Below are 12526 nucleotides of genomic sequence, written 5' to 3'. Positions count from 1 at the left end.
TCCGATAAACGCAGCAGGACACAAGCCTGCTTGCGGGCATGAGCCCTGCCCGCACATGGCCTCCTCGGCTTCTTTCAAATAAGGATTCTGCATGCAAAATGATCAGGTCCTCGTCGTAGGCGACAGCATGCTCGACCGCTATTGGGAAGGAAATGTGGAGCGCATTTCTCCCGAAGCTCCCGTCCCGGTACTGAAGTTCGCCAACGAATGGCAGCGTCCGGGCGGTGCTGCCAATGTGGCCGTCAATCTGCTCGCGCTGGGCAGCTTCACGACCCTGGCTACGCTGCTGGGCCGCGATGAAGCGGGAGACAGCCTTGCGCACACGATGGAGGCGCAGGGCGTGCAACTGCATGCCGTCCGCTCGGCAGCCGTGACGACGACCCAGAAGATACGCACGGTGTGCCGCCGGCATCAGATGCTGCGCATTGATATCGAACATCCGCCGCCTTCCGATGCGGTCCAGTCACTCGAGGACCTGGTAGAGGGCTTGTTGCCGGAGCATCCCTGGGTCATATTGAGCGACTATCAAAAAGGTGCGCTCGCGCACTGCGAACGCCTCATCGAACGCGCCCGCCAGCATCGCTGCCATGTGATGGTCGACCCCAAAGGCATCGACTTCGATCGCTACCGGGGCGCCTGGTTGCTCAAGCCTAACGAGAAGGAAGCGGCAGCCGTCGTAGGCTCCTGGGACGATGAAGAAGGCTTTGCAGGCGCGATGACCTCGCTTCGCGCACGCCTGGATATACAGCACCTCCTGGTGACCCGGGGCGAGCGCGGCATGTCCTTGTTCAGTGCCGACAGGCCTGCCGTGCATGTACCGACGGCTGCGCGCGAGGTTTTCGATGTCAGCGGTGCAGGAGATACCGTGCTGGCAGCCCTGGCGTCCTATCTCGCTTCCGGGAACTCTCTGCACGAAGCCATGCACCATGCCAACCTCGCTGCTGGCCTGGCCGTTGCAAAGTTCGGAACCGCGGCGGTGACCCGTACCGAAATCCAGAAAGCCCAGGCGGCTGCGCTGGCAGCCGCCTCCTGAACCCGCCGATTGCCTCGAACTGCAGCCGGCTGGGCTTGCATGGCAACCGGCACGGCCGGCTGCCAGCCATCACTCCAAGATGCCACCTTCCACCGGCGGCTCATTCTGTCCGCCTTCCCCTTCCCATTGCTGTAGATCTCCAGGCTGGGCGCTGGAGCGTTCCTCCGCTCTTCTTTTATGTACCGCTGCACAGCGTGCACAACTCTTGGCCACCAGAAAGCCCAGCGTGAATACAAGGGCCATTGTGCGCATACGCCCTTGAGGAACCAATCGCCCCAGCATATTCAAGGCAGCTGCGGGATATACATAGTTCATAAAAATCGCCTCCTTGCTTGGAAAGCCATTTCCGGCAAACAGCGCGCCAAGACTGCGATACATACGCATACAGTACCCGCACTAAATTGGTGCCATGATGGTCGCTTGTCACCAGCAGTTTTCAGGAGATGTGGAGATCATGAAATGAACCATGTGCTGATTGTTGATGATGACATCGACTCCGCCACCACCATGCGTGAGTTAATAGGAGTGGAACGCTTCTCCATCGCTATGGCTCACACTCTTCGCGATGCACGCAGACAAATTGCGATGCAGCCACCCAACCTGGTCTTGCTTGACCTACAGCTTCCCGATGGCAATGGCATGGAGCTGTTTGCCGACCCTAATGTCTCCGATGAGTCCAAGGTGGTTCTGGTTACCGGGCATGCCAGCCTTGATTCCTCCATCGAGGCACTCAGGCAGGGCGCCATGGATTACCTGGTCAAGCCAGTCGGCCTCCAGCGCCTCGAAAACATTCTTTCCCAGTTCACCCAGGCCACTCCTTTTTCCTCTTCGAAAAGTCAATGCCCGGCGCTCGAAAACAATGCCAAGAATGGCCGCTTTGGCAGGCTGTGGGGTCGTTCTGCGGCCATGCAGCGCGTCTATGAACAGATCGGCCGCGTGGCGGCAACCTCTGTCACGGTGCTCATCACGGGCGAAAGCGGAACCGGCAAGGAAGTCGTTGCACAGACTCTTCACGACCTCAGCGCAAGGCGTTCCAAGCCATTTCTTGCAGTCAACTGCGGCGCAATCTCTCCCAATCTGATTGAAAGCGAGATATTCGGCCACGAAAAAGGCAGCTTCACCGGGGCGGAGCGGCAGCATCAGGGCTTTTTCGAACGCGCAGCAGGCGGAACGCTGTTCCTCGATGAAGTCACCGAAATGCCTCTCGAACTGCAGGTCAAGCTCCTGCGCGTTCTTGAAACCGGCCGCTTCATGCGTGTGGGATCCACTCAGAGCCAGGAAACGGATGTGCGCATCGTCGCAGCTACCAACCGGCAGCCCACGGAAGCGGTTACCGAAGGAAAACTGCGCGAAGACCTGCTCTACCGCCTGAATGTTTTTCCCATAGAGCTGCCGCCGTTGCGTGAACGGCTCTCGGATGTCCCGCTTCTGGCCGAGCATTTTCTGCAAGCCATTTCCGAACGCGAAGGACAGCTCAAGACCTTCAATGCCGATGCCCTGCAGCAGCTGTGCGAATACCGCTGGCCGGGCAATGTACGCGAGCTGCGCAACGCCGTGCAACGCGCCTACGTCATGGCCACCACAGATGAAATCGGCAGCGAGTGGCTGCCTCGCAACGACAGCACGCCCGCGCATGCCGACAGGCTTGCCTTGCCATTGCAGAACGACCTGGTGGAACGAGCTCCGGAGTCCATACGGCCCCCCCAGCCCTTGATGGGCGGGGACGAGGATACGCTGAATCTTCCCATCGGCCTGTCGATGGCGCAGGCCGAGCGTCTGCTGATCCAGGCCACGCTCAAGCAATGCATGTACCAGAAGGAGCGGACGGCAGCCGTACTGGGAATCAGCCTCAAGACGCTCTACAACCGTCTGAAGGACTATGCCAATGGAGCGCAAGACAAGCAGGCGCGGGATTCTGGATGAGGCGGAAGGGCGCGCCACGCGCCTTCCGCTGCCCTGCTTCAGCTGGTCACGAGATGGAATGCTCGGTTCCAGTCCTCGACGAAACGATCGATGGAGAAACGCTCCATTGCAGTAAGGCGCCCCGCCTCTCCCCATTCCCTTGCAAGGCCGGGCTCCTTGATCAATTGGCGCATGGCTGCGCTCAGGCGCTCAAGACGTGTGTCGATAAAGCCGTTGCGCCCGCTGTCGATCACTGTCACCAGCTCGGTGGTTGCCAGACCGACCACGGGCAGCCCCACCATCATCGCCTCAATCACAGCCAGGCCCAGGCTGGTATGGCGTATGGGATTGAAAAAGAAACGGTGCCTCGCCATCAACTGGGGGAGTTCCTGCTGGGGTATCTCCCCCATTCCGCCGGCCTCCACGCTTCCCATGCCGACCAGACACAAGGGAATTTCGTCAGACATCCGTCTCCAGATATCCAGTCCCAGGCGCCGGCCTCGCCGCTGGATGTTATTGACGACTACCAGACCCTGAGGTATTTCTCCGGACCAGGGCGCCTGTCCCAGGAGGACAACCCCATGCTCGATGATCCGGACCGGAGTATTTCCGTTGTCCCACATCAAAGCGTTATAAGGCGTCACATGCACGAGCAAGGCATGCGGATCGTTGCACCAATGGCGCGTATTGCTGGGGCTCTCCTGCGGCGGGTCATGTTCGAGCACGATCCGCGGCAAGGTCCGCTGCTGCTCGGACAGCAGTTCCAGGCGATCATATTCCCATGCCTGCCTGGACTGGTAAAGCACCAGGTCGAAGCGCATGCTCCTGAGCTCCTCCACCCGCACCTCATGCACATTCGGCCCCCAGGGGAGGGAGCCGTTGCGTCCGGTGCGATGCGTGGAGCGCTCGGCATCCACCACCAGCCAGAAGTCGTGGGGCGCCTGGGTGAGGTTGTACAGGTAGTTGCCATGGACATGCCAGGTCAGAATGTTCAGGCGTCTGCGGGACTGGGCCATGCGCTCGTTCATGCAACCTCTCCGTTTGCCATTTGGATAACCGCCTCCGTGACCAATTTCACGGGCAGTCCCTTCGCACACTGGTGATCCAGTGGACACTCCCTGTGTGCACAGGGCCGGCACGCCACCTCATGCGACAGGACGCGATGCTTGTGCCTGTTGAGCGGAGCCCAGCGCTCGATCTCGCTGCCACACGCCGTGATGACGCTGGGCACCCCCAAGGCCGCAGCCATGTGCGACAAGCCGGTGTCGTTGCAAAGCAGCACCTGGGCCGAAGCCAGCAAGGCACCCAGGGTCCACAGGTCCGTTTCGCCACAGAGATCGAGGGGCCGGTGCGCCATCGCCGAAGCGACCGAATCCACCAGCAATTTTTCCGAGGCCGTGCCGGTCAGCACGACGGTCAGACCGGTGGCCGCAAGCCGGTCTGCTACTGCCGCAAAACGCTGGGGCGGCCAGCGCCGGGACGGCAGCTGTGATCCTGCGTGGACTATGGCATACGGCTTCTTTCTGGAGACCAAGGCGTCAGCACGCCGATAGTCTTCCAGCGTCAAGGGCAGGTCCAGCTCCACTCCGCGACGCGGCAGGCCGAGATGGTCGGTAAGTTGCAAGAGCCTCAATATCTCGTTGCCCCGTTCGGGCCATGGGACGAAGCGCGATGCGTCTGCAGCAGGAAAGCCGGTTTTCTCGTCTCCAAAACCCGCATTGCATTCGGCTCCGAAACTGGCCACGAGCGCATTGGTCAACTGCCCCGATCCATGCAGCTGGATGGCTAGATCGAAATGGCGCCTCCGGACCTGGCCCATGAAGCTTCGCATTTGCTCGGGTGCCGGGGCCCGGAGTTCCGGCAGGCCCGGCCAGCCTGGAAAGGCCAGGAAGTCGTCAATGGATGCCAGGCGCTGCGCCAAGCCTGCAGCCCAGGGCAAGCCTATCAGCGTGATGTGGGCCTCGGGCCATGCCGAACGCAGTGCCCGCAAGGCAGGTGTTGCACACAGCATGTCTCCCAGCATCAATGCGCGGAAAACACCGATTCTCCGGGGTTGCAGCCATGGTAGCGATGCCATATGGCTCATGGGGGCAGGCAAGCTGCGATTGTCAGCGCGCAATGTGTCCATAATTCATGGGCATCACGGGAAGGTTCAAAACAGCTCTTTCTTTTCTGGTGCCTGTGTATTCCAGGATGAAGCGCGAAACCTCCGACCAATGGAAGACATGCGCATGGGGTTTCCTCAGTGGCGTATTGCGCCACAATGTCTCTCCTCCGGAGTCGTAGAGAATGGTCTTGCATCCGGCGCGCCGGCCCGCCTCCACATCGTCGAGCGTGTCGCCGATCATCCAGGAGCGTTCGAGATCTATCCCATACAGCATGGCCGCCTCCAGCAGCAGCCCGGGCCGGGGCTTCCTGCACAGGCAGGTGGGACGCCCATGCTCGTCGGGTCCATGGGGGCAGAACTGGAAGCCCTTGAGATAGACATGCCCTTCCTCTGCCAGGCGCCGTGCAAGGGCGTCACGCAGCTCCATGAGCTGGGCACGTGTAAAGCACCCCCTGGCTATGCCGCTCTGGTTGGTGACGATCACGATCATGTAGCCCCTGGCGGCAAGCAATGCCATGGCCTGGACCGCCCCCGGCCGGAACGTCAGCAGTGCAGGATCCACGTTGTAGGGCACGTTGTCTATCAGGGTGCCGTCCTTGTCCACGAAGATTGCCGGCCTCAACTGCTTCTTCGTTGTCATAGCATGCCCCTTTGCAACGCATAGGGGCGGACGGCGGGTCTATGCATCCGCAGCAAGGGCTTTTCCTTGGCGCACACACGTTCGAAGACCGTGGCAAATTCCCGTGCCACACGCTCCCAGGTGAAGTGCTTGTGTACCCGTTCCACCCCGGCCTGCCCGAACGCCTGGGCCAGGCGCGGCCTGGCATGCAAATCAAGCAGCTTGCGGGCCAGTTCCTGCGGATTCTTGGGGTGCACAAGATAGCCCGTGACACCGTCGCGCACGGTATGGCATATCCCGCCCACATTGCTGCCGATAACCGGCGTTCCACAGGCCATGGCCTCCAGCGGAGTGATGCCGAAAGGCTCATACCATGGCGTGGTCACGAACACATCGGCCGCCACATACCAGTCGCGCAATTCGGCGCGGCTCCGCTGCCCCACAAAGGTCATCCGGTCGGCAACGCCCACCGCGGAAGCCAGGCGCATCAGGCGGCCAAGCTCGGGCGTCATCTGGGGATCCGGTGTTCGGGACTCCCCTCCGACCACGAAAAGGCGGGAAGGCACCGAGGAAGGCAGCAGCGCCATCGAACGGATGACGTTATCGATACCCTTGCGAGGCACGATGCGCCCCAGCTGCAGGATGACAAATTCATGCGGGGACAGCCCCAGGCGTTTGCGGGCCTCCACCTTGTCGCCTGGAAAGAAGGCACGTGTATTCACCCCACAGGGAATCATGTCGATGCGTTCAGGCGAGGCTTCGTAGAGGCGCAGCAAATCACTGCGGTCCTGGGGGCATTCCGCGATCAGGCGGTCCGAGCATTGGACCAGCGAGCGCTCTATCGCTTCTCTTGCCGCAGGAAACCCGTCAGCCGCGCCCTGATGCTCGCGTCTTACCAGCCCCAGCGCATGGAAGGTCGTGACGAGGGGCGCCTTGAGCACGGGCCGCAACACGAGCCCCACCCACCCGGACATGAAAAAATTGGCATGTATGGCGTCGTACGCCCCCTGGCCGATCAGCCTCTTTTGTGCCTGGTGGGCGAACGCGGGCATCCAATCGAGCAGCTCTTCCTTGGGTACATAGCCAGGAGGGCCTGCATTGATATGCAGCACCCGGACACCCGGCGCCATCTGCACCATTTCCGGCAGGTCGGGATCGTCTCGGCGCGTCAAGACATCCACCTTGTGGCCCAGTGCTCCCAGTTCGCGCGCCACGCTGTCGACATAGATGTTCTGTCCCCCTGCATCGACGCCGCCTGCCAGCGCAAGGGGTGAAGCATGCTCGCTGATCATTGCAATTCGGAATGGGCGTTCGGTCATCAATTGCTCCGGTTCGTTGTCGTACTCAATCGCCCTGGGACTTGGCAATCGGCATGCCTGTCGACCGCTCCAGGGCAATGGCCCGCAGGTTTCCCGCGACGCACAAGGAAAACGCCTCGTCCCATGCCGGCATGGCTCCACTGGCCGCCACCACGATTCCGTCAAGCCACACACTTCCCCAGAGCAAGGTGTCCGAGAGAGAGAGCCGATGGGGCTCCATATGGATGAGATGCCGACTTCCCATCTGGTGGCGCCAGCTCAGCCGGGCCTTGTCGCGCGCGAAGGCGGCATAGTCCGCATCCCAGTTGTGGCGGTCGCCGACCGAATGCTCATACAGGAGCGCTTCTTCGAAGTTGCTGCAGTCGCAGGTCGCGGCAGGGTCCAGCACGACGACGTGGAGCACCTTTCTGGCACTGACTCCAGGACGCTCCAGCGTCTTCTCGATGAAGGGCAAGGCCAGATTCACCGCGGTACGGGCTGCCTCGATATCTGCAAAACGGCTGGTGTTTTTCATGCCCCGGCATGGGCAAGCCGCGCTCCCGCGGCATGGCTTTTGCCGCGAAAGCTGCATTCACACGCCTCGCAGAAACGACCATGCAAAACGCCAACAGGACCACCGGCCTTGCCTGCTGCCTGACCGCTGCATGCCTGTGCGCGGGTGCCGCACAGCCAGTCGCCCCGTCGTCCGAGCCCTCCATGCCGGTAACGGCAGCGGGCTTGCGAGACTGGATCGGACAAATGAAGGACAACCGTGGGCTGCCCTATCTCATCATCGACAAGCGGTCGGCCCGCATGTGGATCTACGACCGCTCCGGCCAGTTGGTAGAGAGCTCGGCCGTCCTGCTTGGCAGCGCAATCGGCGACGACTCGGTGCCTGGGATAGGAGCACGCCCTCTCGCTCAGATCAAACCCAGCGAGAGAACCACGCCGGCCGGCAGGTTCTATCTCGAAAAAGGCACCAACAGCGAAGGGGAAGGCGTTTTCTGGGTGGATTACGACGCCGCGGTATCGCTTCACCGTGTACGCCCCGGCGCTCCGGGAGACAGGCGCCTGCAGCGGCTGGCGTCAGCCACTGCATCGGACAACCGGATCTCTTACGGCTGCGTGAACGTACCGATTGCGGTCTTCAATCGAAGCGTGCACGCGCTCTTTCAGCAGCGGGGCGGCTATGCCTACATCCTGCCGGAAAACAGCAATATCCAGCACGCCTTTCCCTTTCTGACGCCCCTGGCGCGGCGTCAGGACAGCAAAGCAAAGCCGGCTCAGCCTCCTCCTTCGTGGAAGCTCTCCCCTTAGGAGGGCCCGTCGGCAGGCTCATGCCCCTGGAATCACCCCCGGTCGCCACGCGCGCGGCGGCCATTGTTGTTCCAGTTGCCATCGGAATTCGGAAACTGGCTGTCCGAAGGAGAAGTGGTCGTGGCCCCCTGGTTCCGGCCTCCTGGCGAAGGCATCTGGCGGCCATCAGTGCGGTTGCCGCTCTCCGCCCCTGTGCCCACCTGGGGCGGGTAGGGATCGCTGCCCGGCGTGCCGGCCTCGGGCCTGGGGGCCGTACCACTACCTGACGTACCGCTGCCTTGCATCCCGCTTCCCTGGGTTCCGTTTCCCTGCATGGGACGCGTGGTGCTGCCGTCGCTGCCGGAGGACGGAGCAGAGCCGGTCTGCGCATGTGCCGCACCGGCTGCGGCCAGCAGGCCGATCGCTGCTGCGGCAATGGCTTCTCTCGCGAAAATATTCATGGTGAGTGCTCCTGTTCGATTGAGGGTACGCCCCCGACTGACTGCAGGGCCGCATATCGCCGGCGGCAATGCACATACCTGCCTCGCAAATACCGGCGTGGTCACACTGGAGAAAAAGCTGCCGCAATATTTCCATACGGATCGAGATGGCATCTTGCTTGCCAATGACAAGTCCCGGCACCAACAGGGAACCATCATGGATACCAGCAAGCACCACGCATATGGCGTATTCAAACCCGTCGGCCACATGGTCATATCCTTTGCGAACGCTCCATTGGCAGACAAGGGATACGAGGTTCTGGAGAAACTGCATTTCGGGCCGTCGGACATTCACAGATATACCGACCGGGAAATGCTGGCCCAGATCGACGCGGACTTGGCAAAAGCCAGCCCCGTGGCCTCTGTCGGACAGGAGCTCAACCTCATCAAGGCGCATCGGGCATTGGCCGAGCGCGGCTATCACTGGCTTGTCGTGCGGGTGGGCAGCGACGACCGTGCCCGGCAAGCTGCCGCCGCACTGCGCACGGCAGGAGCCGAGCGCGCCCAGCTCTATGGCCGCTTCATCATCGAGGAGCTGATTGCCCACCCTACGGATCTGCCGCAAGTCCGGGAGTCCCCGGACAGCGGCCTGGATGCACAGACCCCTTCGGGCCGGGAAGACGAACGCGCCGAGCTGCGCCCATCCAGGGCGACTTCACCCCGCAAGGAAACAGGAAGCTGAAACCGGCATATCAATTGCCCTACATCATTACCAGCAACTTTGGAGATCACTGCAATGGACTTTCTCATCTGGCTATTGGTCGGAGGGCTCATCGGTTGGATAGCAAGCATGATCATGCGCACCGATGCCCAACAAGGTCTCCTGCTCAACGTGATAGTGGGCGTGGTGGGAGCGCTGATCGGAGGATGGCTGATCACCCCCCTGCTGGGCCCGCAATCAACAATCAACGACCATACCTACAGCGCCATGTCTATTTTCGTGTCGCTGGCAGGAGCGGTCATCCTGCTGGCCATCGTCAACCTGATCCGCCGGGGCTCTTCGCGCTGATGCGGATGAATACAGGAGTTAGCATGAACAACGACACCCCCAAGTCCACCGCCGCCGACAATCCGTTTCCCACGTCCCAGGACAGCGAAAAGGCCGACCGCACCAACACGAGCCGGCCCGAGGCGCTGGACAAGCTGGAGCAGGGCGCCCATCAGACGATCAATCAGCTCGCCGATACCGCTGCGGCGCAGGTAAGGTATGCGCAGGAGGTGTTTGCAAAAGCCAGCGAAAGCGTGCAGCAAAAAGCCCGGGAATGGAAAGGCACCGGCGAAGAGTGGACCGAATGCCTGAGGGACACCGTAAAGGAAAAGCCTGTTGCCGCATTGGCCACGGCATTCGCGGCGGGCTTCATCCTGGCCCGGCTTTGCCAGCGGTCCGGCCAGGAGTAGCGACGGTGAGCCGGCATGCCCGACGCCTCAGCCCCTGCGTTCGCAAGCGAGTAGAGTAGGCATGGAGGAAGCGGTTTGAAGAGCAACGCAAGCATGCCGCCTTGGGGCGGACATGCTTGTTCATGCTTTAGGTGTTCTCTTTGCGCCGCGCCTGGTCCCTGAGTTCGCGGATCTGCAGATGGTTTCTCTTGGCGCCTTCATATTGGCGCTGCACCACGGGGCGCACGGTATCCGGCAAATCCTGATCCAGTGCTTCGCGGTAGCGTGCCACTGCGGTATCTTCGCCGCGCTCTGCCTCTTCCAGCATGTTGAGGTCGTCATACCCGGCCAGCGTACCTTTGACGGCCACCCAGCCTCTATGGGCAGCGCCGGCCAGCGTACCGCCTTCGGCTGTCTCGCCTCCAAGCTGGACCACGAGATTTTGCAGCTCCTGCGCGGCCGCCTTGCAGTCCTCGGCACGGGCCAGAAAAATCTGCTTCAAGGAAGCGGTGCCAGTATGTTCGGCAGTGCTTCTAAATCCGAATTCGCCGTCCCGGCAGTTTTCAATAAGGTCATTCAATGTGTCGATGACTTGCTTGGGATCCATGATGTGCCTTCCTGATCGTTGATGAAGTCGCTTGCCTGTTGGCAGCTTGGTTCAGGCATTCGGCATGCCCGAAATACTTCCTGATGTGAGGCAGGCATCTGCGCCCATGAATAGCAATGGGCTTGCCAGGCTACGCACTCTGTGCCGGCCGGTCTTCCCCGGGCATGGGCAAAGTGATGGAGACAGCCATATGGCCACCGTCATTCTGGCCGCTCCATCCGCAGCCCTCCATGCTCTGGCACAGCCGCTGCAGCAAACCCAATTCGCCCTCGTCGTGAATATCCAGCAGTTTCCAGGTGACCGGCCCGGAGCTTTCTCCGGACGTTTTGGCGACCACCAGGATTTCGGCATAACGCCCCGAAAGAAGCTCCCGCTCCTTGTCAGGCCCCATTACCGCTGCCGAAATGGAAACCCGCTCGATATCCTGCAAAGCGGCGCGAATATGCAGCAGGGCGATGATCAGCGCCAGCTCCAGTATTTCCGGATCGGCGGATACTCCAAGCGGCTCGGTGCCAATCTGCAAATCCAGGGGGATGCACTTTCCCAGCACCATGGTGAACGTCGTCTCGGACTCTTCCAGCCAGTTCGTCAGGTCGATGGCCTGCGTTTGGGTCGCATGGCCCGCGCCCAGCCTTTGCAGGAATTGGGTCAGCAGGCTTGCCGCATCCACGGCACGCAGCATGGCCTGCGTCGGCAAGGCCAGTTTGGGATCCGTGGTACGGCGCTGTATCAGGTACGCGCTATTGCTCATGATGCCCAGCTGGTTGTTGAATTCATGCGCAAAGCGGCCGGCCATCCGCCCCACGACTGCCCACCGGTCCTGCGTGGAGAAGATTTCCTCCCTGCGCTCCGATATGGCTGATGTCTGTGTTCTCTCCGTATCCGGTACTGCCTTTTTGCGGCTCGCGGTGCGCACCACCAAGATGCAGGCCAGAACCAGCAGCAGCACACCTCCCCCAATCCACTGCCATGTGCGGGATACGGTGCATTCGAGGGGTGCACCGCATGACAGCGGAACAATCCAGGCCCAGCCCTGGGGCGTCCTGTTCAGATATGCCGGCCGGAAAGCGCCTTCGATGTCCTGGATGAGGACCCACCTTTCGGAGGGGCCTTGTACTTGTGCATGCGCTTTGGCGATTGCTTGTGGCGAGATATGGGCTGCCTCCAAGAAATCGGGAGGCTGAACGATGACCACACGGCCAAGGTCATCGACCAGCAGGCCGTTCCAGGGCCTCGGCTCAAGGGAAGGCAGGGCATCCATCATCCTGCGTGCGGCAGTGTCCAGCAAGGCATGGACAGGTGCGGCGACATCTGGCCGTGCAGCATGCTTTCCACCCGTGTCCATGCCGTTCAGCTCGTTTTGCAACGAGAGCACCAGAAAATGGCTTTTCAACTGTGCCTCCCGTTCAGCAGCCCTGTAATCGGACTGGCGCAGATGCAGCAGAAGGGCTGCAAAAACCGCCGCCAGCACCGCTAGCGCAACAAGCAGAAAAACCGTTCGTGAAGGTTTGAGCATGGAGGCCAATTCATGTTTCCTGGTTTACGCGCAAGACCAAAGGGGAAAAGCGCCGTGCCGTTGGACCCCGCATACCGGCATCAAATCGGCATAGGCGGTTCCTCCGCGCAAGAGGCTCTCCGCCCTCCTGCACCGGAACCTCACGCTTTTCTTCTCAGCTTCTGCGGACCGCTCTTCCCTGGGAAAGCGGCAACGGCGGCAGCCAAAGACTGCAGAAAAATTTGCGGCACAAAGAAGTCCCATGCCGGCAAGGATCCCATTTTGTCGATGA

15 protein-coding genes are annotated in these 12526 nt (G+C 61.2%); 6 read left to right on the top strand and 9 right to left on the bottom strand.

Annotated features, from left to right (window positions below; genetic code table 11):
- The first annotated feature begins 91 nt into the window (after nucleotides 1-91).
- A complete protein-coding gene (gene rfaE1 / locus Cte04_RS14295; RefSeq protein WP_066479061.1) occupies nucleotides 92-1033 on the top strand; it encodes a D-glycero-beta-D-manno-heptose-7-phosphate kinase in 942 nt (313 codons plus the stop codon).
- A gap of 69 nt (nucleotides 1034-1102) precedes the next feature.
- On the opposite strand, the gene Cte04_RS14290 is transcribed toward rfaE1, so the two are convergent.
- Nucleotides 1103-1417: a hypothetical protein gene (locus tag Cte04_RS14290; RefSeq protein WP_157082027.1), complete on the bottom strand. Its 315-nt coding sequence runs from the start codon at nucleotides 1415-1417 to the stop codon at nucleotides 1103-1105.
- A gap of 75 nt (nucleotides 1418-1492) precedes the next feature.
- Between Cte04_RS14290 and Cte04_RS14285 the strand changes: the two genes are divergently transcribed.
- Nucleotides 1493-2956, top strand: coding sequence for a sigma-54-dependent transcriptional regulator (locus Cte04_RS14285; RefSeq protein WP_066479059.1), 1464 nt, complete (start codon nucleotides 1493-1495; stop codon nucleotides 2954-2956).
- Between the two features lie 38 nt (nucleotides 2957-2994).
- On the opposite strand, the gene Cte04_RS14280 is transcribed toward Cte04_RS14285, so the two are convergent.
- The 5 genes from Cte04_RS14280 to Cte04_RS14260 are packed head-to-tail and all read right to left on the bottom strand — an operon-like array spanning nucleotide 2995 to nucleotide 7494.
- Entirely contained in the window at nucleotides 2995-3963 is a 969-nt protein-coding gene (locus Cte04_RS14280; RefSeq protein WP_245633387.1) for a glycosyltransferase family 4 protein, read from the bottom strand.
- On the bottom strand, nucleotides 3960-5021 hold the full coding sequence (locus Cte04_RS14275; protein ID WP_245633386.1) for a glycosyltransferase family 9 protein: 1062 nt from the start codon (nucleotides 5019-5021) through the stop codon (nucleotides 3960-3962). Before Cte04_RS14275 ends, Cte04_RS14280 begins: the two co-directional genes overlap by 4 nt.
- Nucleotides 5022-5043: 22 nt before the next feature.
- Nucleotides 5044-5682, bottom strand: coding sequence for a D-glycero-alpha-D-manno-heptose-1,7-bisphosphate 7-phosphatase (locus Cte04_RS14270; RefSeq protein ID WP_083526674.1), 639 nt, complete (start codon nucleotides 5680-5682; stop codon nucleotides 5044-5046).
- The gene (locus Cte04_RS14265) at nucleotides 5679-6980 is read right to left on the bottom strand and encodes a glycosyltransferase family 4 protein (RefSeq protein WP_066479057.1); all 1302 of its coding nucleotides are present in this window, start codon (nucleotides 6978-6980) and stop codon (nucleotides 5679-5681) included. Before Cte04_RS14265 ends, Cte04_RS14270 begins: the two co-directional genes overlap by 4 nt.
- A gap of 25 nt (nucleotides 6981-7005) precedes the next feature.
- The gene (locus Cte04_RS14260; RefSeq protein ID WP_066479052.1) at nucleotides 7006-7494 is read right to left on the bottom strand and encodes a hypothetical protein; all 489 of its coding nucleotides are present in this window, start codon (nucleotides 7492-7494) and stop codon (nucleotides 7006-7008) included.
- A gap of 80 nt (nucleotides 7495-7574) precedes the next feature.
- Here Cte04_RS14260 and Cte04_RS14255 point away from each other — a divergent pair, with 80 nt between their 5' ends.
- On the top strand, nucleotides 7575-8276 hold the full coding sequence (locus Cte04_RS14255; protein WP_217997584.1) for a L,D-transpeptidase: 702 nt from the start codon (nucleotides 7575-7577) through the stop codon (nucleotides 8274-8276).
- A gap of 32 nt (nucleotides 8277-8308) precedes the next feature.
- Here Cte04_RS14255 and Cte04_RS14250 read toward each other — a convergent pair whose 3' ends face one another.
- Nucleotides 8309-8716 carry a hypothetical protein gene (locus Cte04_RS14250; protein WP_157082024.1) on the bottom strand — a complete coding sequence of 136 codons (408 nt, stop codon included), beginning with the start codon at nucleotides 8714-8716 and terminating at the stop codon, nucleotides 8309-8311.
- Between Cte04_RS14250 and Cte04_RS14245 the strand changes: the two genes are divergently transcribed.
- The 3 genes from Cte04_RS14245 to Cte04_RS14235 are packed head-to-tail and all read left to right on the top strand — an operon-like array spanning nucleotide 8691 to nucleotide 10153.
- Nucleotides 8691-9437: a hypothetical protein gene (locus Cte04_RS14245; RefSeq protein ID WP_245633385.1), complete on the top strand. Its 747-nt coding sequence runs from the start codon at nucleotides 8691-8693 to the stop codon at nucleotides 9435-9437. The two genes, Cte04_RS14250 and Cte04_RS14245, sit on opposite strands and share 26 nt — an antisense overlap.
- Before the next feature lie 54 nt (nucleotides 9438-9491).
- Nucleotides 9492-9764, top strand: coding sequence for a GlsB/YeaQ/YmgE family stress response membrane protein (locus Cte04_RS14240; RefSeq protein WP_066479370.1), 273 nt, complete (start codon nucleotides 9492-9494; stop codon nucleotides 9762-9764).
- Nucleotides 9765-9787: 23 nt separating this feature from the next.
- Nucleotides 9788-10153, top strand: a complete 366-nt coding sequence (locus Cte04_RS14235) for a hypothetical protein (protein ID WP_066479046.1) — start codon at nucleotides 9788-9790, stop codon at nucleotides 10151-10153.
- Between the two features lie 127 nt (nucleotides 10154-10280).
- Here the strand turns inward: Cte04_RS14235 and Cte04_RS14230 are convergent, their stop codons facing one another.
- Both Cte04_RS14230 and Cte04_RS14225 read right to left on the bottom strand, forming a co-directional pair.
- Nucleotides 10281-10739, bottom strand: coding sequence for a PA2169 family four-helix-bundle protein (locus tag Cte04_RS14230; protein ID WP_066479045.1), 459 nt, complete (start codon nucleotides 10737-10739; stop codon nucleotides 10281-10283).
- A gap of 130 nt (nucleotides 10740-10869) precedes the next feature.
- A complete protein-coding gene (locus tag Cte04_RS14225) occupies nucleotides 10870-12255 on the bottom strand; it encodes a hybrid sensor histidine kinase/response regulator (RefSeq protein ID WP_157082022.1) in 1386 nt (461 codons plus the stop codon).
- Nucleotides 12256-12526: the final 271 nt, after the last annotated feature.

It is taken from the genome of Comamonas terrae (assembly GCF_001544075.1).
Classification (GTDB): Bacteria; Pseudomonadota; Gammaproteobacteria; order Burkholderiales; family Burkholderiaceae_C; genus Comamonas; species Comamonas terrae.
The sequence above is the reverse complement of the archived record's forward strand: the minus strand, read 5'-3'. Positions and strand labels throughout refer to the sequence as shown.

Coding starts and splice junctions, on each gene's coding strand:
- Cte04_RS14230 (WP_066479045.1), bottom strand. CDS start 10,739: ATGGATCCCAAGCAAGTCATCGACACATTGAATGACCTTATTGAAAAC.
- Cte04_RS14250 (WP_157082024.1), bottom strand. CDS start 8,716: ATGAATATTTTCGCGAGAGAAGCCATTGCCGCAGCAGCGATCGGCCTG.
- rfaE1 (WP_066479061.1), top strand. CDS start 92: ATGCAAAATGATCAGGTCCTCGTCGTAGGCGACAGCATGCTCGACCGC.
- Cte04_RS14290 (WP_157082027.1), bottom strand. CDS start 1,417: ATGCGTATGTATCGCAGTCTTGGCGCGCTGTTTGCCGGAAATGGCTTT.
- Cte04_RS14280 (WP_245633387.1), bottom strand. CDS start 3,963: ATGAACGAGCGCATGGCCCAGTCCCGCAGACGCCTGAACATTCTGACC.
- Cte04_RS14275 (WP_245633386.1), bottom strand. CDS start 5,021: ATGAGCCATATGGCATCGCTACCATGGCTGCAACCCCGGAGAATCGGT.
- Cte04_RS14245 (WP_245633385.1), top strand. CDS start 8,691: ATGGCTTCTCTCGCGAAAATATTCATGGTGAGTGCTCCTGTTCGATTG.
- Cte04_RS14255 (WP_217997584.1), top strand. CDS start 7,575: ATGCAAAACGCCAACAGGACCACCGGCCTTGCCTGCTGCCTGACCGCT.
- Cte04_RS14260 (WP_066479052.1), bottom strand. CDS start 7,494: ATGAAAAACACCAGCCGTTTTGCAGATATCGAGGCAGCCCGTACCGCG.
- Cte04_RS14285 (WP_066479059.1), top strand. CDS start 1,493: ATGAACCATGTGCTGATTGTTGATGATGACATCGACTCCGCCACCACC.
- Cte04_RS14225 (WP_157082022.1), bottom strand. CDS start 12,255: ATGCTCAAACCTTCACGAACGGTTTTTCTGCTTGTTGCGCTAGCGGTG.
- Cte04_RS14235 (WP_066479046.1), top strand. CDS start 9,788: ATGAACAACGACACCCCCAAGTCCACCGCCGCCGACAATCCGTTTCCC.
- Cte04_RS14265 (WP_066479057.1), bottom strand. CDS start 6,980: ATGACCGAACGCCCATTCCGAATTGCAATGATCAGCGAGCATGCTTCA.
- Cte04_RS14240 (WP_066479370.1), top strand. CDS start 9,492: ATGGACTTTCTCATCTGGCTATTGGTCGGAGGGCTCATCGGTTGGATA.
- Cte04_RS14270 (WP_083526674.1), bottom strand. CDS start 5,682: ATGACAACGAAGAAGCAGTTGAGGCCGGCAATCTTCGTGGACAAGGAC.